We start from the raw sequence: 21206 nt of genomic DNA on the forward strand, positions 1-21206 counted from the left end.
GCTCTCCTGGAGGAAGCACCATGTCCGACCACGAGTTCGCCGGTCTGCCCGGCCCCGTGCAGCGCCGATGGGTCACCGTCTCCACCGGGGACCACGTGAGCGGCGTCGCCTGGGGGTCGGGACCGCCGGAAGTCGTCGTGCTGCACGCCGCCGGCGGCAGCGCCCGCGACTGGGACGGCCCGCTGGCCGGGCTCGGCCGTCCCGCGCTGGCCCTCGACCTGCCGGGCCACGGCCGCTCCAGCCGCCACAGCGCCGTCTACGCGCCCCGCAAACTGGTGCTGCCCATCGCCGAGGCGATCAGATCGTTCGCCCCGCAGGCCAAGGCGGTGGCCGGGACCGGGCTCGGCGCGCTCGCCGCCGCCGCGCTGGCCGCCCGGCACCCGCACCTCGTCCCCGCGCTCGTTCTCATCGGAACCCTCCCCGGGCATCCCGCTCCCTCGGACGACGCCGAGCACCTCTGGCAAGGGCTCGCCCGGCTCGCCGCCGGGGGAGCGCCCGTCACCGTCGTCCGCGGCAGCCTGAGCGACGCCGCCGTGGCCGAGCTGGGCGAGCGCGTGCCGTCCGCCCGGCTCGTCGCCTCGGAGGGACACAGCCCCGCGCCCGACGGACCACCACCCACCGCGGCCGGGCTCACGGCAGCCCTGCTCGCCGACCTCCTGCTGACCGGCCCGACCACGAGGAGCCGCGCATGACCGCCCAGATCCCCCTCATCGACCTCGAACTCGCCCTCAGCGACGACGCCCCGCCCGAACTGCTCGACGCCGCCCGCGAGGCGGCCGAGCAGATAGGGATCATCCAGGTGACCAACCACGGAGTGCCCGACGAGCTCATCGACGGCTTCCACGACTCCATCGGCCGCGTCCTGGCCCTGCCCCGGGAGGACAAGGCCCAGCTCGCCAGCCCCACCGGCCATCCGTACCGCGGCTGGCGGCAGTGGCCGGACGACTACGGCCGCCTGGAGCTGGAACGTTTCGTCATCGGCCAGTTCGGCAGCGTCGAGGAGGCGAAGGCGGCCGGGCTCGGCGAGGAGCACGCGCAGCTCTACGCCCACCCCAACGTCTGGCCACCGCAGGAGCCGGGCCTGAAGGAGCTGGCCGCGCGCTACCACGACGCCTCGGTCGGTGTGGCCGAGAAGGTGCTCACCCTGTACGCGCGCCTGCTCGGCGTCCCCGCCGGCACCTTCCCCACCTCCGGACGCCCCTACTACACCAGCTTCGTCGTCAACGACTACCCGACCTGGACCCATGACGACGGCGGCGACACCGACCGGGACAAGCTGCTCCTGCTGGAGCACGCCGACGGCTCCGCGCTCACGGTGCTGCACCAGCGTGGCGACTACGCCGGGTTGCAGGGCCGCGGCCCCGACGGCGAGTGGATCCCGGTCCCCATCGTGCCCGGCGCCCTGCAGGTGTTCTCCGGCCACATACTCGCCAGGTGGACGAACGGCCGCCTGTCCGCCGGTACGCACCGGGTGGTCGCGGGTGGTTCGGTCACCAGGCGTTCGACCGGCGTGTTCTGGCACCCCAACCTGGACACCGTGATCGAGCCGCTGGCCCCGTTCGTCGGCCCCGAGGGCTCCGACCACGAGCCCGTGCTGCTGTGGGACCAGGCCAAGCGGCAGGTCGAGGAGTATCTGGAGGTGTTCGGCCGGCCGGACCAGGTCGCGGCGTGGCGCGAGGGCCGCCCGTACGTGGCCGAGCTGGCGGAGGCCTGACATGTCCGAGGAGGAACGTCCCGTCACTTTCTTCGGCGCAGGACTGACGAGCCGCCCTGCGGATCTCCCATGAGGAGGGAGTCATGACCGATCTGGATCTCACCGCAGACGTCCTGGTGGCCGGCGGCGGGCCGGCCGGCGCCTGGGCCGCCGTCAAGGCGGCCGAGGCGGGCGCCGACGTCGTCCTGGTCGACAAGGGCTACCTGGGCACGAGCGGCGCCACTGCTGCCGCCGGCACCGGAGTCTGGTACGTCGATCCCGACCCGGCCTCCCGCGAGGCGGCGATGGCCTCCCGGGAGGCGCTGGGCGGGTACCTCGCCGATCGCGCCTGGATGGCCCGGGTCCTGGACCAGACGTACGCGAACATGAACGAGCTGGCCGAGGTGAGCCGCTACCCCTTCCCGGTGGGTGAGGACGGCGGGCAGATCCGGCGCGGCCTGCAGGGCCCGGAGTACATGCGCCGCATGCGCATCCGCGCGCGCCGCTCGGGGGTGCGCGTGCTCGACCACAGCCCTGTCACCGAACTGCTGGTGGACGCGGACGGCGCGGTCGCGGGCGCGGCCGGCCACCGCAGGCAGCTCGACCGCTCCTACCGGGTGCGCGCGGGCGCGGTGGTGCTGGCCACCGGTGGCTGCGCCTTCCTCAGCAAGGCGCTCGGCTGTGACGTCAACACCGGCGACGGCGCCCTGTTCGCGGCGGAGACCGGGGCCGAGCTGTCCGGCATGGAGTTCTCCAACGCCTACGCGATCGCTCCGGAGTTCACTTCCGTGACCAAGACCGCCTTCTACTCCTACGCCACCTTCTACCATGCCGACGGAAGCGTCCTGGAGGGCGCGGGCAGCATGCGCGGCCGGTCGGTGATCGCGCGGGCGCTGCTGTCCGGGCGCGTCTTCTGCCGCCTCGACCAGGCGGGGGAGGGGATCAGGCAGGCGATGCGGCTGGCTCAGCCCAACTTCTTCCTGCCTTTCGACCGGCAGGGGATCGACCCGTTCACCGAGCTCTTCCCCGTCACGCTGCTGGCGGAGGGGACCGTACGCGGAACCGGCGGGATCCGCCTGACCGGCTACGACTGCGCCACCTCCGTCGCGGGCCTGTACGCCGCCGGCGACGCGGCCACCAGGGAACCGATCTGCGGGGGCTTCACCGGCGGCGGCAGCCACAACGCGGCCTGGGCGATGTCCTCCGGCACCTGGGCGGGGCAGGCCGCGGCCCGTCACGCCCGTGCTCTGGGCGCTCGGGCGGCCACGCGGACCGTGCGCGGGGCGGGCGGCGCCGGATTGCGGCCGACCGGCGGCGACCCGGCCGGGCATCGCGAGATCATCGAGGCGGTCCAGGCCGAGGTGCTGCCGTACGAGAAGAACTACCTGCGCCACGGCGACCGGCTCGCGCCCGCGCTGGCCGCGCTCGACGAGACCTGGAAGCGGGCCAGGCAGGGCCTGCACGCCGACGGCCCCGACGTCGTGCGCGCCCGCTCGGCCGCCGCGATGGCGGCCCACGCCCGATGGATGTACGCCAGCGCGCTGGCCAGGACCGAGAGCCGCGGCATGCACAAGCGCGGCGACCACCCCGGCTCCGACCCCGCCCAGCACCACCGGCTGATCTCCGGCGGGCTCGACGAGGTCTGGGTGCTGCCGGAGACCGGGTGGCCGCCGGCGGTGGCGTCGTGATCGAGATCGTGCTGCGCGACCGGTGCATCGCCTGCGACAAGTGCGTCGAGGCCTGTCCGACGGACGTGTTCGTACGCGGGGACGACGGGGTGCCGCTGATCGCGCGGCAGGGCGATTGCCAGACGTGCTTCATGTGCGAGGCGTACTGCCCGGTGGACGCCCTCTACGTGGCCCCGGCCGCGCACCCGCTCCCGGAGCCGCCCGATGTGACGGAACTGGCCGAGCTCGGGCTGCTGGGCGGATACCGCCGGCAGATCGGCTGGGGACACGGGCGCACCCCGGGCGCCCGGCGGGCGATCGGGCCGGCGCTGCCCTCGACGTCGCAGGCCATCATCTCGTGATCGGGCGACACCGGTCGTGCTCGCCGCCGGCGCCGCCTCCGGGGTGGGGCCGCCGGGCCCGCACTGGCATCGTGTCTCGGCCGTCGATCACCTGCGCAGGCGCGGAACGGACGCAGGCCGCCACGACGCACGCGATCAACGCGAGGAGGGACAGCGCCGTGGTCGCGCCGCCTGGTCCCTGGTCGAACAACCATCCCACCGCGATGCCCCCGGCGAACGCGCACAGACCCGACAGGAAAGTCTGTACGCCCAGATATGCCCCGAAACGCGTCGGCGGGGCGAGCCGGACGATCGTCTGGAACACCGCCGGCTGCAACAGTCCGTCGGCGAGTCCGTGCAGCACGGCCACGAGCACCAGGCCCGTCAACCCGGCGCCCGCGCCGGCCGCCAGCAGCAGATGGCCGCCCGCGGCGAGCAGCAGTCCCGCGCGCAGCACGTGCGGTCGGTCGGCGCGGCCGGGTACGGCGCACCACGGCTGGACCGCGGCCGACACCATGGCGAGCACGCAGGAGAACACGGTCACCGCCGCCGCGTCCGCGCCGCCGAACGGCACGACCACCGACGACTGGTCGGTCAGCAGCATGGCGGGCGCCGACACGGCCGCGAACCCGATGAAGACCCGGTCCCGCAGCACCGTTCGCACCCCGGAGACGACGCCGTGCGGCACCCGTACGCGCGGAACGTGCCGCAGGAGTGCGAACAGGAACGCCGCCGCGCCCCACAGCGCCGCCGCCGTCAGCGCCACCAGCCAGTAGCCGACGTTCAGCAGCGCCAGCCCGAGCATCGGGCCGAGCACCGCCGCGACCTGCAACGTCATCGCGTACGCCGCGTATCCGCGCGTCCTTCGCCGTTCGGCGAGCCCGGCCAGCAGCGACTGCGCCGCCGGGTGGAACAGCGCCCCGCCCGTGCCCAGCAGGACCACGGCGACGATCAGCCAGGGCAGGCTGGACACGGTGCCCAGCAGGGCGAACCCGGCCGCGCGGAGCAGGCACGCCAGGATGCCCATCCGTACCGGGCCGAGTACGTCCACCAGCGCCCCGACCGGGAGGGAGAGCGTGTGCTGCACGAGATTGCGCAGCGCCAGCACCAGGCCGATCAGCCCGGCGGCCAGTCCGAGGTCGGCTCGCAGGTGCAGGACGACGTGCGCCATGGCCGCGAAGTAGCCCAGCGAGATGGCCGCCTGAACGGTGACGACCACGGTGACCGTGCGACGGTCACCGTGGTCTGCGGGAGTGAGGCTCACGCCGCGGGCAGGACGTTCAGCCGGTGCAGCAGTTGACGGGCGAGCGTGGCGCGCTTGGCGGCGTCGGCGTCGCCGGTGACGTCCATGTTCAGGGCGAAGGTGTACACGCGTCCGCCGCGCTCGACCCAGCCGGTCCACCAGCCGGTGCCGGGGTTGGGGGCGTTCTGCCAGCCCGACTTGGCGTACAGGGTGTACCCGTTCTTCTTCTCCATCAGGATCAGGTCCTGGACGGCGCGCTGGTTCGCGCGGGAGGCGGGCAGGCGCAGGGCGGCCAGCCGTTCCATGAACCGGGTCTGCTCCACCGCCGAGATCTTCAGCGGGCCGTCCAGCCAGAACCGGTCGACCACGGTCCCGGTCTGCCGGTTGCCGTACCCCAGCCGGTGCAGCCATTGCCGTTCACGCGCGAGGCCGATGCGGCGGGCGATCACCTGGAACGCCGCCGCGTTGGAGATGCGCACGGCCTCCCGCATGGTCATGTCCTTCTCCCACTCGGGATAGGGCTGCGGCGTGCCGTCCCAGGGGATCACCTCGTCGGGGCTCTTGACCACGCCCGTCTCCAACGCGACGAGCGCGTGCGGGACCTTGAAACTGGAGGCGGGCACCATCGGCGTCTCGGCGCGCCGCCGGTCCACCACGGTCGTCCTCTTGGACGACACGTCCAGCAACGCGAACGTGCCCCGCACGCCGGCCGTGTCGAACACCGTGCGCAGGTCGTCGCGCACGGTCGTTCCCGGGCGTACCTCGGTGGCCGTGGCGGCGGGTGAGGCGGTGGCCGCGTACGAGGGAGTGCCGAGGAGGGTGAGTGAGGTGACCACGATGACACCCAGCCCCGAACGGAGAGCCTGGGGGATTGCCTTCTTCATGCGCAGAGGACATCACGGGACATCTGAACTGTCCAATATCGATATCAATGGACGACCGATATTGGAATCCGTATATCCACTGGCAGAGAGGCCGCCAGGCCCGCCGGTACCGCGTCCGACGGGTCGCCCTGCCGATAATCCGTTACGCCGCGAACCGCCGGTGTTGCCTGATACGGTCTGCCCGTCGCCCGTCCTAAGCGGAGGAGGACCATGCCTGACATCGTGCAGATGCCCGTCGACGGTGCAGAGCCGATCCTGGTCGAGATCGATCGCCGCACCACCCGGGTCGGGCGGGTGCAGGACCAGTTCGACACGGCGGGGGAGAGCCTTCAGCGCAGCCTGTCGCGGGTCCAGGAGATCGCCGGGCACGTCTTCGACAAGCTCTCCGCGCTGCCCCGCAAGCCGGAACGCATCCGCGTGGAGTTCGGCGTGAAGCTGACGGCCGACGCCAACGTCATCCTGACCCGTACGGGCGGCGAGGCCCACTTCCTGATCGAGATGGAGTGGGAGGGCGACCGGACGGGCGGCGATGCCCGCGCCTGACTTCAGCGGGGCCGTCGCCCGCGTCTGGGGGATGGGCGCGGAGCCGGTCGGGTCGGCGTTCCTCGTGGGCCCGCGCACCCTGCTGACCTGCACGCACGTGCTGGCGCACACGCGCGGCAGCCGCAGGAGGCGTCCCAGCCTGCCACGCAAAGGGTGGGAGGTCGAGGTCGACTTCCCCCAGTCCGGCGGTGACCGCCTGTGGGCGTGCGCCGCCGTCGTCGAGCCCGCCGACGGGCTGCACGGCGACATCTCTGTCCTGGAGCTGGCCGACGAGCCGCCGCCGGGCCTCGGCAGGCTCGTCCTGCATCCCCTCGACGACCTGCAAGGCCGCGACTGCCGTACGTTCGGATACCCCGCGGACTTCCCCGACGGCGCCTCGGCGCAGGGGCGGCTGCGCGGGGTGGTCGGCGACGGCTGGCTGGAGATGCTCACCGAGGAGGTCGAGCCCGGCTTCAGCGGCGGGCCCGTCTGGGTGGAGGACCTCAGCGGCGTCGTCGGGATGGTCGTCGCCAGGCATGGCACCGGACGCGCCTACGCCGTTCCGGTCCGAAGCCTGTTCGAGGCCCACCCGCAGCTGCGCGAGATGGCCCTGCCGCCCTCGCCCTTCCGCGGGCTGCGCCCCTTCGAGCAGCAGGACGCGCCGGTGTTCGCCGGGCGTGACGAGCTCGCCGACGATCTCGCCGGCGTGGTCCGCCGTCACTCCCTGACGGTCGTGTCCGGCGTCTCGGGCGTGGGGAAGACGTCGCTCGTGCGCGGCGGGGTGCTGCCCAGGCTGTCCGCGCTCGGCTTCGCGACCTCCGCCGTACGCCTCCACCCCCGCGTCGACCTCGCGGCCGAGATCGCCCGTGGCCTGCTGATCGGCGGCGAACCGGCCCCCGACCGGGTGCGCGACGAGGTGGCCAGGGCGCCTGCCGCCGAGGCCATGGCCGCCCTGACGCGGAGCTGCGGGGCGGCCCGCCTGGCGCTGGCGCTCGACCAGCTGGACGAGGTGCTCGCCGCCGACCCGCGGGCCGCCGCCGAGATCGACGCGTTCGTCCGCGAGCTGACCCGCGCCGGGCCGCCCGCCGTGAGCGTCGTGGTGACCGTACGGGAGACGTTCCGTGGCCTGGCCGCCGCCCACACCCCGGCGATCTACGAGGCGTGGGACGCGCGCGGCCGGGTGGTGGACCAGCCGAACGAGCGCCAGCTGGAGCTGATGATCCGCGAACCGCTGCGCACGGTCGGGTGCGCCGTCGACGAGGCCCTGGTCAACCAGCTCATCACCGACGTCCGGGACAGCTCGTCGGCGCTGCCGCTGGCCGAGGAGACCCTCTCGACCCTGTACCAGCGCCAGCGGGCCGGACGGCTCGTCATCGACGAGTACCAGAACGCCGGCGGGGTCACCGGAGCTCTGCGAAAACGCGCCGACGAGGTCGTCGCCCGCTCCCAGAGCCTCGGGTACGACCCCCGCGGCCTGCTGGTCCAGCTCGTACGCCCGGACGACCCCGCCGGAGGGCGCAAGCCGCAGGACGTCCGCCGCGTCGCGGACCGCGAGGACCTGGACGAGCGGCAGTGGGCGACGGCCGAGCACCTGGCCGAGGCGCGGCTGGTCGTCACCACCGGCGGCGCCGATCCGGCGGGACCCGGGACGGCCGAGCTGGCCCACCAGGTGCTCATCGACAAGTGGCCCCAGCTGCGTGACTGGGTGGACGAGACGCGCGCGTTCCGGGTGTGGCAGGAGGGCCTGCGCACCGCGCTGCACCGGTGGCGTACCGCCGAGCCGGGCCGTGAGCGCCGCCTGGCACTGCTGAGCGGCACCGAACTGCGCCACGCGGTGCGCTGGACCCGGCTCAAGGGCGAGGAGCTGCCGCCGCACGAGCGCGCGTTCGTCAAAGCGTCCGTGAGCCACCGGGCGGCGCGCAGACGACGGCTGGTCGCGGCGATCGGCGTCGTCGCCGCCGTCCTCGCGGCCGTCACCGTCGTCCTGCTCGACAGGAACGCCCGGCTGAACGAGCGGCGGGAGGTCGCGGCGGCCGGCAGCCAGTTGCTGGCCAGGGCGCAACGGGAGACCAGCCCGCTCCAGGTCCTGCGCCTGGGCGCGGCGGCGCTGGCCCTGCGGCCCGACACCGCCTCCAGGTCCGCGCTGGTCTCGGCGCTGACCACCATGCACTACGCCGCCGGCCTGCCCGGCACCGCCTCGCGGATCTCCGCCCTGGCCTACGCGCCGGGCGGGCGGACGCTGGCCACCGGCGGCTCCGACGGCTCGCTGATCCTGTGGGACGTCGCCGACACGCGGGCCGCCCGGCGCCTGTCCACGACGACCGGCTGCGACCCGGGCACGGAGACCAGGTCCGTGGCGTTCGGCCGGGACGGGCAGGTCCTCGCCCAGCTCACCCGCCAGTCGTCGGCGTGCCTGTGGGACGTGCGGGACCCGGCGGGCCCCCGGCTGCTGAGCCGCGTGCCCACCGACGCGCTGGTCCTCACCTTCAGCCCGGACGGCGGCACGCTCGCGGTGGGCGACTACAAGACGGTCAAGCTGATGGATGTCGAGGACCCGGCCAGGCCGGTCACCCTGTCGGCCTCCGAAGGGCACCACGACGTCGTCGTCCATCTCGCGTACAGCGCGAACGGCAGGCTCCTGGCCAGCGCCCGCGACGGCGTGATCCTGTGGGACGTGTCCCGCCCCCGCCGTCCGGTACGCCTGGCCACCATCGCCAGGCCCCTCTACCTCGACGCGCTGGCCATGAGCCCCAAGGGGGACCGCCTGGTCGCCGCCGAGAACAACGGCAACCTCATCGCCTGGGACCTCCGCGATGCCCGCCACCCCCGGGTGACCGCGCGCTGGACCGGCCACCACGCATCCGTCTACTCCCTGGCCTACTCCCCGGATGGCACCACCCTGGCCAGCGCGGGCCAGGACCACGCCGCCGTCCTGTGGGACGTAACCCCGGCCACCCCGGTCAGGCGGACGACGTTCGCCACCACCGGATCGCCCGGCGCCGTCGCGTTCAACCCGGCCGGCGCCCAGATCGCGGCCGGCGAGGACACCGGGGTGACGACCCTGTGGAACGTGCACGCTCCCGCCGAGCCGCGCGCCGTGGCCACCATCGCCACCGGCACGGCCGCCACCGCCAGGCACGGCCGCCTGATGGCCGTGGCGGGCGAGCCGAGCCTCCTGTACGACCTGACCGACCCCGCCCGGCCCAGGGTCGCCGGCCGCCTGCCCGCCGGTCCTGCGGACACCGCGGTCGCCGTCAGCCCAGACGGGAGCACGGTCGCAACGGCCTCGCGGGAGGGCTCGGTGTCGCTGTGGGACGTCGCGGACGTCTCCCGCCCGCGCCTGCTGAGCACGATCCCCGGTCGTACCGGGCGACTGGTGTTCGGCCCCGGCGGGCGCACGCTGGCCGTGAACGTGGGCGTCGGGTCCGGGGTCGAGCTGTGGACGGTCGCCGACCGCCGCGCGCCCGCCCGCCTCGGCGTCGTCACGGACCCCGCTGGGCAGGGGATCGCGACGATGGCCTTCGGCCCGGACGGCAGGACCCTGGCGGTCGGCGGCATGTACGACGTGAGCGCCCTGTGGGACGTCGGCGACCCCGCCCACCCGGTACGGACGTCCCCCATCCCGCCCGATCCCGCCGTGCCGCCTTCCACCATCGGCCCCCCGCGCCGGGTGGCCGTCGCCTTCAGCCCCGGCAGGCGGCTCGTCGCCGCCGGGGAGAGGAACGGCACCATCCTGCTGTGGGACACGACCGACCTGGCCCGTCCCGCGCTCGTCACGAGGATCACCGATCAGACGGGCGAGATCCTCTCGATCGACTTCAGCCCCGACGGGCGTATGCTCGCCGCGGGCAGCTACGACAGGACGCTGATGGTCTGGGACGTCAGCGACGTCACCGCGCCGCAGCGCCTGACCTCCGTGACCGCGTACGACAACGACTTCTCCCAGCTCGCCTTCGGCCCGGACGCCGGCACGCTCGTCACCGTGAACGACCGGAACACCGCCACCGTCCGGGACGTCAGCGCCCTGCGTGACGCCGTACGCGACCCCCGTGGCCTGGCCTGCGCCCTAGTGGGTGAGCTCATCCCGACGGCGTGGGCGCGGATGGTGCCGGCCGTGCCGTTCCGGCACACGTGTGACTCATGACGGCCATGAAAACAGTGATTCGGTCCGGGATTTAAGCGAGAGGCGAAACACTTCGCGGCCCTTCGCGAAAGCAGGGTTGACGCCCAAGCGCCCCAGGAGCCGCTCGATGAGCATACGTGCCCGGATCGTGGCCGTTGTCGCCTTATGCCTTCCCTTTCTGGTCGTGTCGCCGCCCGCCGCGCACGCCGTCGATCCGTCCCAGATCTGCGCGGTCGTGTTCACCGTCGGCACCGGCAAGGACGGCCTGCGCAGCGACTCCAGAGAGGTCATCAGCCTGGCCGGGCAGGACTTCGTCTTCGCCGACTCCAACGGCGACGGAGAGCCCGACAGCAACCCGTACCACCAGGGCGGCACGGGTGACAGCGGCTACGACCAGTTCGTCTGGGACGCCGAACTTCCCGCCTGTGTGCCGAGATCGGCTCTGGCGGACGGCTTCACGATCCGGCACATCACCGAGTCCGAGTGGGCCGACAACTGGGACCTGCGCACGTTCGAAGTCGCCGACGCCCTCACCGGGCACGTGTTCTTCCGTGCCGGTCACGCGGGAAGGCGGCTGCACCGCTTCTACAAGAACCAGTTCCAGGTCTGGAACTCGAACCTGGCGAACCCCGTCGAGGAGAAGGCCACGGCCGACATCTGCCGGCTGACGTTCGCCGTCACCACCGGTTTCGAGGACGGGATCCGCGACGACTCCACCGAGATCATCCGCCTGGCTGGGCGCCGCGTCGTCTTCGACGACTCCAACGGCGACGGAGAGCCCGACGCCCACCCGTTCCACCTGGGCGGAACCGGCGATCTCGGCCGCGCCACGTTCGAGTGGAACGGCACCCTCACGCCCTGCGTGCCCCGGCGCGACCTGGTGCAGGGCTTCGAGTTCGAGCACATCTCCCGAGACAACAACTACGAGATCGACGCCGACAACTGGGATCTGGCCGGACTGGTCGTCCTCGATCGGGACTCCGGCAGGACGTACTTCGCCTCCCCGCCGGGACGCGACCAGAACCTCAACCGCTTCGACCTGCACGCCAACCGCGTCTGGAACACCAACCAGGCCCGCAGCACCTCCGACGCCGACACCGACGGGGACGGCCTGAAGGACGACTGGGAGATCCACGGCCGCGACAGCGACGGCGACCACGACGTCGACGTCAACCTCCCCGAGATGGGCGCCGACCCCCGGCACAAGGACATCTACCTCGAACTCGACTGGGAGCAGGGCCAGGCGCCCTCCCACGCCGGGATCGCCGCGGTCAAGAAGGCCTTCGCGCTCGCGCCCGCCGACGCGGGACACGACGCCGACGCGATCCCGACGGACGGGACACCCCGCGGCAAGTCCGCCCCACCCAACCCCGACGGGCGTCCCGGCATCACCCTGCACGTGGACGCGGGCAACCGCATCGACCCTTCGGCGAGCGAAGGCGTACCGGCCTTCACCTGCGCGGACGGTCTCGACAACGGGACGGACGGCTTCGTCGACGGCTCCGACCCCGACTGCCTGAGTGAGGACACGTACGTGGAGGACCCGCCGAGCCCGCCCACCTGCGGCAACGGCCGTGACGACGACGGCGACGGACGCGCCGACGCCGATGACGACGACTGCCTGATCGGCGACCGGCTGCACCCGGACGACCAGCGCGGCGGCCAGGTGGTACCCACGGTCGCCGCCTGCAACCTGGGCAGCAACTACGTGGCCGCCGCGGGCGCGAACTTCGACTCCGGCCGCGGCAGGCTCTTCCATTACGGAATCCTGGCGGCGCCCCCACCGGGCTGCCTGAACGGGGGACAAGCCGAGACGGGCGGCCACTACATGCTCATGCTGAGCCGGCACCCCGCGGTGCTCATGCACGAACTGGGCCACAACCTGAACCTCCGCCACGGCGGCGCCGACGACGTCAACTGCAAACCCAACTACGTCAGCGTGATGAACTACGACAACAGCGTCGGAATCCGGCGCGTCAGCGGCGGCACCATCATCGACTACTCGCCGCCGCGTCTCGCCTTCGACGGCCTGCGACGCGGCCAGGCCCCGCTGCCGATCCTGCACGAGGACGCCCTGAGCGAGACGGCCGTCCAGGACCCGACGGACAACGCCAACCGGTTCAGGTTCGTCGACTCCACCGGCCACAAGATCCCGAACGACCTGGACGCGCCCGCCGAGTGGGACCCGTCCGACACCGTGCCGATGCCCCACGTCAACGTCAACACCGCCGACCTCGTCACCGGCGAGCCCCGCGACTGCGCAGGGAACACGTCCAGGACCGACGAACTGCGCGGTCACGACGACTGGGCCCGCATCTCACTGCCGTTCGCCCACTTCATCGGCCAGACCGGGGAGGCGGCGACCGAGCCGGAGCTCTCGCCGACCACCGAGGAGATGGACCGGGCCCGTCAGGCGGACGCCGTCACCGACCTCGGCGTGGCCCTCGCCGCCGACCACGATCCGGTCATCTCGGGCACTCGCCTGCGCTACACGGCCACCCTCACCAACCACGGCCGCAACCCGGCCACGTCGGCGGTCCTCACCGGCACGCTGCCCGCCGAGGTCACCTTCGTGCGCGCCGACCCGTCCTGCGCGGTCGCGGGCCGTACGGTGACGTGCCGCGTCGGACTGGTACGCGCGGGCGCCTCCCGGACCGTGGACCTGACGGTACGCGTGAACCCCGGCACGACCGCCCCGCTCACCGCCCGGGTCCTGGTGGACGACCTCAAGGGGGCCGATCCCGTCGGCGTCGACGACGAGGCCACGCTGACCACCCGCGTGGTGGCGCCGACGGTCGCTCATCCCATCACGATCGATCCGACCCGGTTGTCCTACACCGACTTCGGCGTCCCCGGCCACGGCTGGCACGACGGCCGGGCCGTGACGACGCTGTCGCTGCTGCCGGGGGAGTACACGTACCTGGTCCCGGTCGGAGGCGACGGCGCGAGGTTCCGGGTGACGGCCGAAGGCACGGTCGACTACGACGATCCGCGGCTGCTGGCCGGTCAGGGCACCTCGACGCTGACGGCACGCGGTTTCGCGGTGGACTTCGACGGCACCGGCCTGTCCTACGCCGACCTCGGCGTCTCCGGGACGGGCTGGTGGGACGCCCGGCAGGTGCGGACGTTGTGCCTGTTCCCCGGCCCGCACAGCTACCTGGCCGCCGGGGTGACCAGCGTGCCGTTCCGGATCAGCGGCGGCGGCCTGATCGACTACGACACCGCCTACGACGGCGTGATCTCGGGCGCCGGCACCCGCACGCTGACCGCGCACGGCCGGCCCGTCACCGTCGACGGCACCGGTCTGTCCTACGCCGGTTTCGGCGTCACCGCGACCGGTTACCACGATGCCCGCCAGCCCCGCGTCCTGCGTCTGCTCCCCGGCCCGCACGCCTACCTCGCGCCCGGAGTGTCCGCGCCGAGCCCGCAGTTCCGCGTCGGCGCCGACGGCCGGGTCACCGTGGACGCCGAGTGGTCGGCGCAGCTCACCGGGACGGGCACGACGACGCTGACCGCAACCGGCCTGCCGGTCACGGTCGACGCCACGGCGGTGACCTACCCGCAGTTCGGCGTCTCGGGGGCGGGCTGGAGGGAGACCCGCGTGGCCCAGCCACTGCGCCTGTTCCCGGGCGGGCACACGTACCTGACGGCCTCGAACGCGGCGACGCCGTTCACGGTGCGGAGCCCCGGACTCGTCGACTACGCCCCGCAGTACGACACGGTGTTCGACGGCCGCGGCACGGGCACCCTCCGGGCGCTCGCCCCGGCCGTGCCTCCTCGGTGATCAGCCGGCCGCTCAGGAACGCAGGCGGTTGAGCACGAGGCCGGTGCAGCGGCCGGCGACAGCAGCATCCTGTCGCCGAGGTCGGCGCCGTCCGCGGAGGCGGCCGCGCCGCTGACCGTCCGCCCGGCCCGCGCCGACGACCCCGAGGAGGTCGGCCGGCTCTATGACATCGGTCTGCGTACAGCAGCCTGGGGCCAGGACGCGAGCGGGCATGTCGCCGAGCACCGGCTGCTCGGCGACATCTTCGTGGGGCCCTACCGGGCCTACTCGTCCGACCTCGCCTGGGTCCTCGCCGCTGAAGGGGATGCACCCGTCGGCTACTTCCTCGCCGTCGCCGACACCGTGGCCTTCGAGGACAGGCTGGAACGCGAATGGTGGCCGCCCCTGCGGGCGCGGGGACCGCGCCCGCCTGTCCGGCCGGGAACTCCGGACGCGTGGCTGCGCTCGTACGTCGATCAGCCGCCCCGCACTCCGACGGATATCACCACCCGCTTTCCCGCGCACATCCACGTGGACCTCCTGCCCGAAGCGCAGGGCGGCGGATACGGCCGACGACTGTGGGAAACCGCCATGGACGCCCTGCGCCGGCGCGGGGTGCACGGCGTCCACCTCGGCGTCGCCGCCCGCAACACCGATGCGCAAGGCTTCTACCGCCACCTGGGACTCCACCTGCTCGCCGAAGACCCCGGCACCCAGTTCTACGGCATGCGCCTCTGACGGCGGTCCAGGCCCATCGCCAATGCGGTTTTGATCAGCGTCGGCGCCGAGGGCGGTGATGCCTCATGAGCGACACCGTGAAGTTGGGCCGGCTCCCCTCCCGGCGATGCACCAGCTCATACCGCTCCCGATAACCGCGCGTGCCATCCTGAGCCAACGTGCCAGGGCGGGATCCAAGGCAGAGACCACCGCGTAGGTGGTGGCGTAGCCGGGGGTCGGCCAGCCCTGCTCGGCGGCCACGACGGCGCCCTGGCGGTGGATGGTGGGATGCTCGGCGGCAGGTGTTGCAGCCCCAGCCCCTCGATCAGCAGTTGCATGTCCTGAGGCATGCGCCGTCGCCCGGCGTCGCGTCGCGGCCGACGCGCGAGCCCGGCCAAGCCGTCCCGAGGCGGGCCCGCGTCGGCCGGAGGTGGGGACGCCGGTCGGCCAGGAAGACCGGGCCGGCGGTGTGGCCGTTCAGCAGGCGGCGCAGGAGCCGGGCGGTGGCGGTAGCCCAGTGCACGTACTCGTTGGAGCGGATGCGGGCGCGCCGGAACTCGGTGTCGAGGTTCTCGACGTCGACCGGAACCGGCTCTATGAGTGCCCGTTTCCCCAGACGTGCACCTTGACCAGCCGGCCCAGGCACAGCTCGCGGGCCGGCGTGGTCTTCCGGCGCCGGACGGCCCGACCAGCAGGCCGACGTTCCACCGTCGTTCCTCTCCGGGCAGGTGCGCTGACCTACCAGGAGTTGGTCAGCTGCTCCTCCAGCGATACGTCTGACATGCCCTGAAGCTGGAGGGCGCGGGCGGTGCGGCGTAGCGCAAGAGGATCCTTCCAGGGGTCACGATCGCGTCACTCGGCGTCCACTGAGCCCGGTTCCGGCCGCATCATCGGGCCCATGGCGAAGAAGTCCATTTCGATCGTGATCCCCATGATCGGTGGTGCACTGGTGGCATCGATCGTCTGGATGCTGGGCCCAGGGACGCGCTGGATACTCGAGAACATCGACGGGGTGACAGTCGGCGGGCCGACCGGACTGACCGGCAAGGATCTGGCGGTGGCTCTGGACGCGGTCCGAGGCAGGGTGTTGGCCGTGGCCACCGGGCTGGCTGCTCTGCTGGCGGTGTTCTACACCGCGCGCAACGCCGACACTGCCCGCCGTTCCTTCCAACTCGGCGAGCGCGGCCACGTGACCGACCGCTACAGCAAAGCCGTCGAGCAGCTCGGCAGCCCCCAGGCCCCGGTCCGCCTGGGGGGACTGTACGCGCTGGAGCAGCTCGCCCAGGGCACGCCTGATCCCGAGTTCCGGCAGACGATCGTGGACGTGATCTGCGCCTACCTGCGCATGCCGTTCACTCCGCCCACAGAGGGAACCACTTCGGACCCCGCTGGCCGTGACCCCCAGGAGGAGCGGCAGGTCCGCCTGGCCGCCCAGCGCATCCTTGCGAATCACCTGCGCCATCACTCTGCGACCGCACGTCCTTGGCGGCGGGTTCGTCCCGCTGACCGCAACGCCCGTCACTGGCCAGACGTCCGCATCGACCTCTCCGGCGCAACACTCATTGACCTCGACTTCCGTAGCTGCCATATCAGCGAAGCCAGGTTCGCCCAGAGCATGTTCATAGGTGACAGCACGTTTGCCGGGTCGGTCTTCGTCGGCGATGCCATGTTCGACGGGACCGTTTTCCACGGAGCCGCCCGGTTCGGCGGAACGACCTTCGATGGCGCCGCCTGGTTCGAGCGAGCAACCTTCACCGGACCCGCCACTTTTGCGGGGACCACCTTCACCATCGCCGCTCAGTTCGAGGGAGCAACGTTCAACCGCGCTGCTCGGTTCACTGGGGCGGCCTTCGTCGGTGCCGCCTGGTTCGGTGGCGCGACTTTTGCCGGCGCCTGGTTCGCAGGAGCGACCTTCGACAGCGATGCCTGGTTCGGTGGGGCGACCTTCACTGACAGTGCCTTGTTCGAGAGGGCAGTGGGCCTGGAGACCGCAGCGTTGGGCGGCGTGCACCTAGCGCCGGTGGCCGAGGACGTGGTGAGGACATGGCCGACGGCCTGGAAGGAGGCGCCGGACGGCACGGGAGGGCGGACGCTTCGATTGGCGCACCCGCCCGCCGAAGGCGCCGATGACGATGGAGAGCCAGGCGAGTCCAGCGCCACATGAGGGCTCGGACGGTGCGGCCTTCGGCCAGGGCGCCGGGGGCTCCGCTGGCGATGGCGTCCAGCACGGACTGCAGTGGGGCGCGCTGGGGGCGGCTTGGCCCAGGGCGGAGCCGAGCAGCATCCGCAGGGACAGGACGAGGGACAGGGCAGGGCGAGTAGGGCGCGAGGTGTCATGTCGGCTGGTTCTCCAGGGATCGGTAGCCGCCGTGGCGGACGGTGGGAGCTGAAGGCCCCGGCCAGGGGGCGCGTTCTGGCTGGGAGTCCCGGGAACCTTCTGACGCTGACGTGTCCCGACGCCTCCACCAACCCCGCCGTCGGCTGGCACACCACCGCCTCCGACCGCAAGCTGGAGTTCTGGAACAGCGCCAGCGGCGTCCCGGCCGCCGACGGCCAGCAGTTCGCCGCACTGAACGCCAACGAGGTCTCCACCCTCTACCAGGACGTCCCCACCGTCCCCGGCGCCGTGATGACCTGGTCCCTCTACCCACCCCCCAGACGCCTGACGGAGCCATCTCCCCGAACATCTCCGACGGCAACACCGCCTGGGGCCACTACACCGGCACCTACGTCGTCCCCGCCGGACAGACCGTCACCCGCTTCGCCTTCATCTCGGTCTCAGCCGCCGGCAACAACCCCGCGATCGGCAACTTCCTCGACGGGGTGGTCTTCCAGACCCCGTCCTGCCTGCCCATGACCGGCAACGCCGCATCCAGGAACGCCGCCAAGGCGCGCCAGCCGTAAGGCGCAGGGCCACACATGCTGCGTGGCCAGGACCTGCCGCTGCGCCGGCGGTTGGAAGGACTGGCGGCGAAGTTCCGCGCCGCCACCGTCGAAGAATGCGTCTTGTCGGTCGAGGAGGACGCCCGGGCAAGCCGTGGCCACGCGCTACGACAAGCGCGCCTACATCTTCCCCGGCACCGTCATCCTGGCCACTCTGGTCATCTGCCTCCGAACTCGATCTAAGAAACAGTCCCTGGTGGCCCGTCACCGAATCTCGGACGGGTAATCGGTCTGTCCCGGGACCGGGGGCCCGGTCCCGGGAGGTGGTCAGCTTTGCCGTAGGGCGGGCATCGGGAGGGGGATGGCGTACGCGGTGGCGCCGCCGCCCACTCCTCCCTCGCAGGAGTTCGGAGGTGCGGTGGTCACGCCCCTTGTGGAGGGACGTTCGGCGGCCCAGAACATGTAGCCGAGCATGCCGGAAGTGAGTCCGGCGCCCTTCGGCGCGGCCGTCTGGACGAACGATCCCGTGGACTTCTGCAGCGAGGTGCTGAAGTTCGTGCATTCGGCGCGGACCTTGCTTCCTTCAGCGATGTAGAACGCGCCGGTGAACTTGGCCGGAGCCAGCGACGGGATCGGCGGAGAGTAGGTGGTCTTGCCGTCGATGTGCTCCTGCCAGTTGGCGATGGCGTCGGAGCTCCTGGGCTGCTGGGCGGGCACCATCGCGTTGGCGTAGTCCAGGACCGGGGTGTCGGTGCGCAGCCAGTCCGCGGTCGCCTTCCTGGTGATGTCGATGAGCCAGCGGTCACCGGCGGCGAGGTCGATGGTCAGCCGGGCGGCTGGGTTGGCACCGCTCGCGTCGTAGGGCAGGGCGGAGCGGTAGGCGTCGACGAAGGCCTGCAGGCCGGCCAGGTCGGGCCTGCTGTTCTCCTCGTAGTCGATCTCTATGCCGACGCCGAGCCGCTGGGCGACCTCGGCCGCGTTGCGCCCGAACTGCGCCGCATTCTCCGCCAGGGCGGAGTTCCACGCGGTGGTGTACGTGATGCCGCCGATGGAGAGCATCACCCGGATTCCACGGCTGGTGAAGTAGTTCACGATGTCAGCGGTCATGCCACGCGGCACGCCGTCGAGGGTCTGCGTGTCGGTGGTCTTGTGCAGCAACTTGACCGGGTGGACGAAGCTGAGCACCACGAGGTTGACCGAGGGGCGGCCGTCTCCTCGGTCGATCAGCCAGTGGTTCTTTGCGTCGAAGTCTGCTGGGCTGCGGACGTTGCCCCAGATGCAGGCGTCATCACCGCAGTGCCAGGCGCCGTAGACCTGCAGCGGGGTCGCAGCGGCCTGTGCGGGGACGGGCAGGAGAAGGAGGGGGAGGAGTAAGGAGACGAGCGCGGCCGGACGGCGCATGCCGATACCTCCGTTCACGAGGAACTGGAAAGGAGGTTAACTAATTCTGCACGGTGCTGTCCCTCCCCAGGAGGACACACCCGGCTCCCACAACGGCTCGCGTCCCCATGAGCGCTCAGCTAGTGGCCCATCACCGAATGTCGGACACGTAATCGACCTTCGGCGGTGAACCCTGAACTGGATCGAATCAGAGTCGCCGCGCTGCGCTCCTACACGCTGAACGGCACCGACCACCGCAGGCATGACGAGCAGAACGCGGCGATCGGTGCCTACGTCCGCCGGCGCAACGCCCGGGCCGGGGCGGATGGCAGTGCCGGAGGAGTTGCTGAACAGCACCTCATGGCGGCCAGGGGGCGGGGACGTCGACGATGCCGATCAGGTGCCGGTCGGATATACGTCGTAGGGGCATGAGGACTCCAGGCGGTCGAAGACCATGCGGCCTGAGCCGGGTGACCTACATGATCGTAGAGGCGACGCTGCCAGGCCCGACTCAGCTCGCGAAGCCATCCAAGGCAGCAGGAACGGCCTTGGCCATGGTGCTGCTGCCGGTATGCCCCGAGTCGTCCACCACGACGAGCCGGGCATCGGGCCAGGCCTGGGCCAGTTGCCAGGCGTTCTCCAGCGGGCAACCCAGGTCGAAGCGTCCGTGGATGAGCACGCCGGGGATGCCGGCCAGCTTGTGTGCATTGCGCAGCAAGATGCCTTCCTCCAGCCAGGCGGCGTTGGAGAAGTAATGGGCGCAGATGCGGGTGAAGGCCAGCAGATCGGGCTCTGGCTGGTCGCTGTAGGCGTTAGGTTTGCCGTTGACCTCCAGGGAGATCACCGCGTCCTCCCAAGCCACCCAGTCGTGAGTGGCCTTGGCGCGTACGGCGGGGTCGGGGTCGGACATCAGCCGCGCGTAGGCGGCCAGCAGATCACCGTCGCGTTCTGCCTCGGGGACGCCCTCGCGGAAGCGCTGCCACGGCTCGGGAAAGAAGCGACCCACACCACGGTATAGCCAGTCGATCTCAGAGCGGCGGGTCATGGTCACGCCGCAGATGACCATCTCCGACACCCGCGCCGGATGGGCTTCGGCGTAGGCAAGCATCAGCGTGGATCCCCACGACCCGCCATAAAGCAGCCACCGGTCGACACCGAGATGCTCACGCAACCGTTCCATGTCAGCGACCAGATGCTGGGTGGTGTTCGTGCTCAGATCAACAGCCGGGTCACTGGCATGCGGCAGGCTCCGACCGCAGTTGCGCTGATCGAACAGAATGATGCGGTAACGCTCGGGGTCAAAGCCGCGGCGTTGATCAGGCGTGCAGCCCCCGCCAGGGCCGCCATGGACGACGAGCGCAGGCTTGCCCTCGGGGTTGCCGCAAACCTCCCAGTAGATGAGGTGACCGTCACCGGTGTCGAGGTGCCCGTGGTCATAGGGCTCGATCGGGGGATACATCGCCCCACGATACAAGCGCCGGCGCTCGAGTCGGCAGCTCCATCCGCACGTCCTTGCACTGCTGACCGAGGCCTGCACCACCGGCTGCTCCCATGGGGGCCCTGGGCAGGGCTCGGCCTCGCCCTGCTCTCAGCCGCGATGCCGTCCGTGGCCGGTGACACCGACCTCTCAACGGCGCTGAGTGGCTTCGGTCTGCGCTACAGGGAGGGGTTCATCGGCTTCTTGAGCGCCGTCGTGGAACGGACGCAAGCCTCCCCACCTTGGCGCGGAAGAAGGCGTAGCGGCCCAGGAAGTCGATGTGGTCGTACTGGATCGGCGACAGCCGCGCGCACATCTCATCGGTGACCGGGAAGCCCTGCTCGCGCAGGTGCTGACGGCCGCATCCAGATACAGGTTGTTCCACCACACGACCGCGTTCAACGCCAACCCCAGGCTGCCCATGCTGAACGGGAATTCCGGCACATGCGTTTACCGAACCACACAGGAAGCAGAACGCCGCGCCGTTCATGAACGGCGCGGCGGTGGAAACTG

At 71.7% G+C, this 21206-nt stretch carries 14 protein-coding genes; 9 read left to right on the plus strand and 5 right to left on the minus strand.

Translation table 11 applies throughout. The annotated features are described in order from the left end of the window. Positions 1 to 20 precede the first annotated feature (20 nt). The 4 genes from AB0J76_RS46585 (at position 21) to AB0J76_RS46600 (ending at position 3722) form a co-directional block, all read left to right on the plus strand. Complete coding sequence (locus tag AB0J76_RS46585) at positions 21 to 692, plus strand: alpha/beta fold hydrolase (RefSeq protein WP_352328966.1); 672 nt, start codon at positions 21 to 23, stop codon at positions 690 to 692. Next, a complete protein-coding gene (locus AB0J76_RS46590) occupies positions 689 to 1714 on the plus strand; it encodes a 2-oxoglutarate and iron-dependent oxygenase domain-containing protein (RefSeq protein WP_352328964.1) in 1026 nt (341 codons plus the stop codon). The genes AB0J76_RS46585 and AB0J76_RS46590 overlap by 4 nt, the downstream gene beginning before the upstream one ends. 83 nt (positions 1715 to 1797) lie before the next feature. Beyond that, complete coding sequence (locus AB0J76_RS46595; protein ID WP_352328962.1) at positions 1798 to 3381, plus strand: FAD-binding protein; 1584 nt, start codon at positions 1798 to 1800, stop codon at positions 3379 to 3381. Further along, the gene (locus AB0J76_RS46600; RefSeq protein WP_352328960.1) at positions 3378 to 3722 is read left to right on the plus strand and encodes a ferredoxin family protein; all 345 of its coding nucleotides are present in this window, start codon (positions 3378 to 3380) and stop codon (positions 3720 to 3722) included. The genes AB0J76_RS46595 and AB0J76_RS46600 overlap by 4 nt, the downstream gene beginning before the upstream one ends. On the opposite strand, the gene AB0J76_RS46605 is transcribed toward AB0J76_RS46600, so the two are convergent. Both AB0J76_RS46605 and blaOXA read right to left on the minus strand, forming a co-directional pair. Beyond that, positions 3712 to 4965, minus strand: a complete 1254-nt coding sequence (locus AB0J76_RS46605) for an MFS transporter (RefSeq protein ID WP_364393785.1) — start codon at positions 4963 to 4965, stop codon at positions 3712 to 3714. The genes AB0J76_RS46600 and AB0J76_RS46605 overlap by 11 nt on opposite strands. Then, positions 4962 to 5828: a class D beta-lactamase gene (gene blaOXA / locus AB0J76_RS46610; protein WP_352331084.1), complete on the minus strand. Its 867-nt coding sequence runs from the start codon at positions 5826 to 5828 to the stop codon at positions 4962 to 4964. Before blaOXA ends, AB0J76_RS46605 begins: the two co-directional genes overlap by 4 nt. Before the next feature lie 210 nt (positions 5829 to 6038). On the opposite strand from blaOXA, the gene AB0J76_RS46615 reads away from it, so the two are divergent. The 5 genes from AB0J76_RS46615 (at position 6039) to AB0J76_RS46635 (ending at position 17117) form a co-directional block, all read left to right on the plus strand. After that, entirely contained in the window at positions 6039 to 6371 is a 333-nt protein-coding gene (locus AB0J76_RS46615) for a CU044_2847 family protein (RefSeq protein ID WP_352331082.1), read from the plus strand. Then, on the plus strand, positions 6358 to 10494 hold the full coding sequence (locus AB0J76_RS46620; RefSeq protein WP_364393789.1) for a hypothetical protein: 4137 nt from the start codon (positions 6358 to 6360) through the stop codon (positions 10492 to 10494). Before AB0J76_RS46615 ends, AB0J76_RS46620 begins: the two co-directional genes overlap by 14 nt. A gap of 106 nt (positions 10495 to 10600) precedes the next feature. Next, positions 10601 to 14257 carry a hypothetical protein gene (locus AB0J76_RS46625; RefSeq protein ID WP_352327309.1) on the plus strand — a complete coding sequence of 1219 codons (3657 nt, stop codon included), beginning with the start codon at positions 10601 to 10603 and terminating at the stop codon, positions 14255 to 14257. A gap of 246 nt (positions 14258 to 14503) precedes the next feature. Next, positions 14504 to 14974 carry a GNAT family N-acetyltransferase gene (locus tag AB0J76_RS46630; protein WP_352327308.1) on the plus strand — a complete coding sequence of 157 codons (471 nt, stop codon included), beginning with the start codon at positions 14504 to 14506 and terminating at the stop codon, positions 14972 to 14974. 877 nt (positions 14975 to 15851) lie between these two features. Next, a complete protein-coding gene (locus AB0J76_RS46635; RefSeq protein ID WP_352327307.1) occupies positions 15852 to 17117 on the plus strand; it encodes a pentapeptide repeat-containing protein in 1266 nt (421 codons plus the stop codon). A gap of 1046 nt (positions 17118 to 18163) precedes the next feature. Here the strand turns inward: AB0J76_RS46635 and AB0J76_RS46640 are convergent. The 3 genes from AB0J76_RS46640 to AB0J76_RS46650 form a co-directional block, all read right to left on the minus strand. Beyond that, complete coding sequence (locus AB0J76_RS46640) at positions 18164 to 19255, minus strand: glycosyl hydrolase family 18 protein (protein ID WP_364393794.1); 1092 nt, start codon at positions 19253 to 19255, stop codon at positions 18164 to 18166. Between the two features lie 472 nt (positions 19256 to 19727). Beyond that, the gene (gene pip, locus AB0J76_RS46645; RefSeq protein ID WP_364393797.1) at positions 19728 to 20675 is read right to left on the minus strand and encodes a prolyl aminopeptidase; all 948 of its coding nucleotides are present in this window, start codon (positions 20673 to 20675) and stop codon (positions 19728 to 19730) included. Between the two features lie 211 nt (positions 20676 to 20886). Further along, positions 20887 to 21183: a hypothetical protein gene (locus AB0J76_RS46650; RefSeq protein WP_364393800.1), complete on the minus strand. Its 297-nt coding sequence runs from the start codon at positions 21181 to 21183 to the stop codon at positions 20887 to 20889. Positions 21184 to 21206 lie beyond the last annotated feature (23 nt).

Source organism: Nonomuraea sp. NPDC049624, assembly GCF_040675255.1.
Taxonomy (GTDB): Bacteria; Actinomycetota; Actinomycetes; order Streptosporangiales; family Streptosporangiaceae; genus Nonomuraea.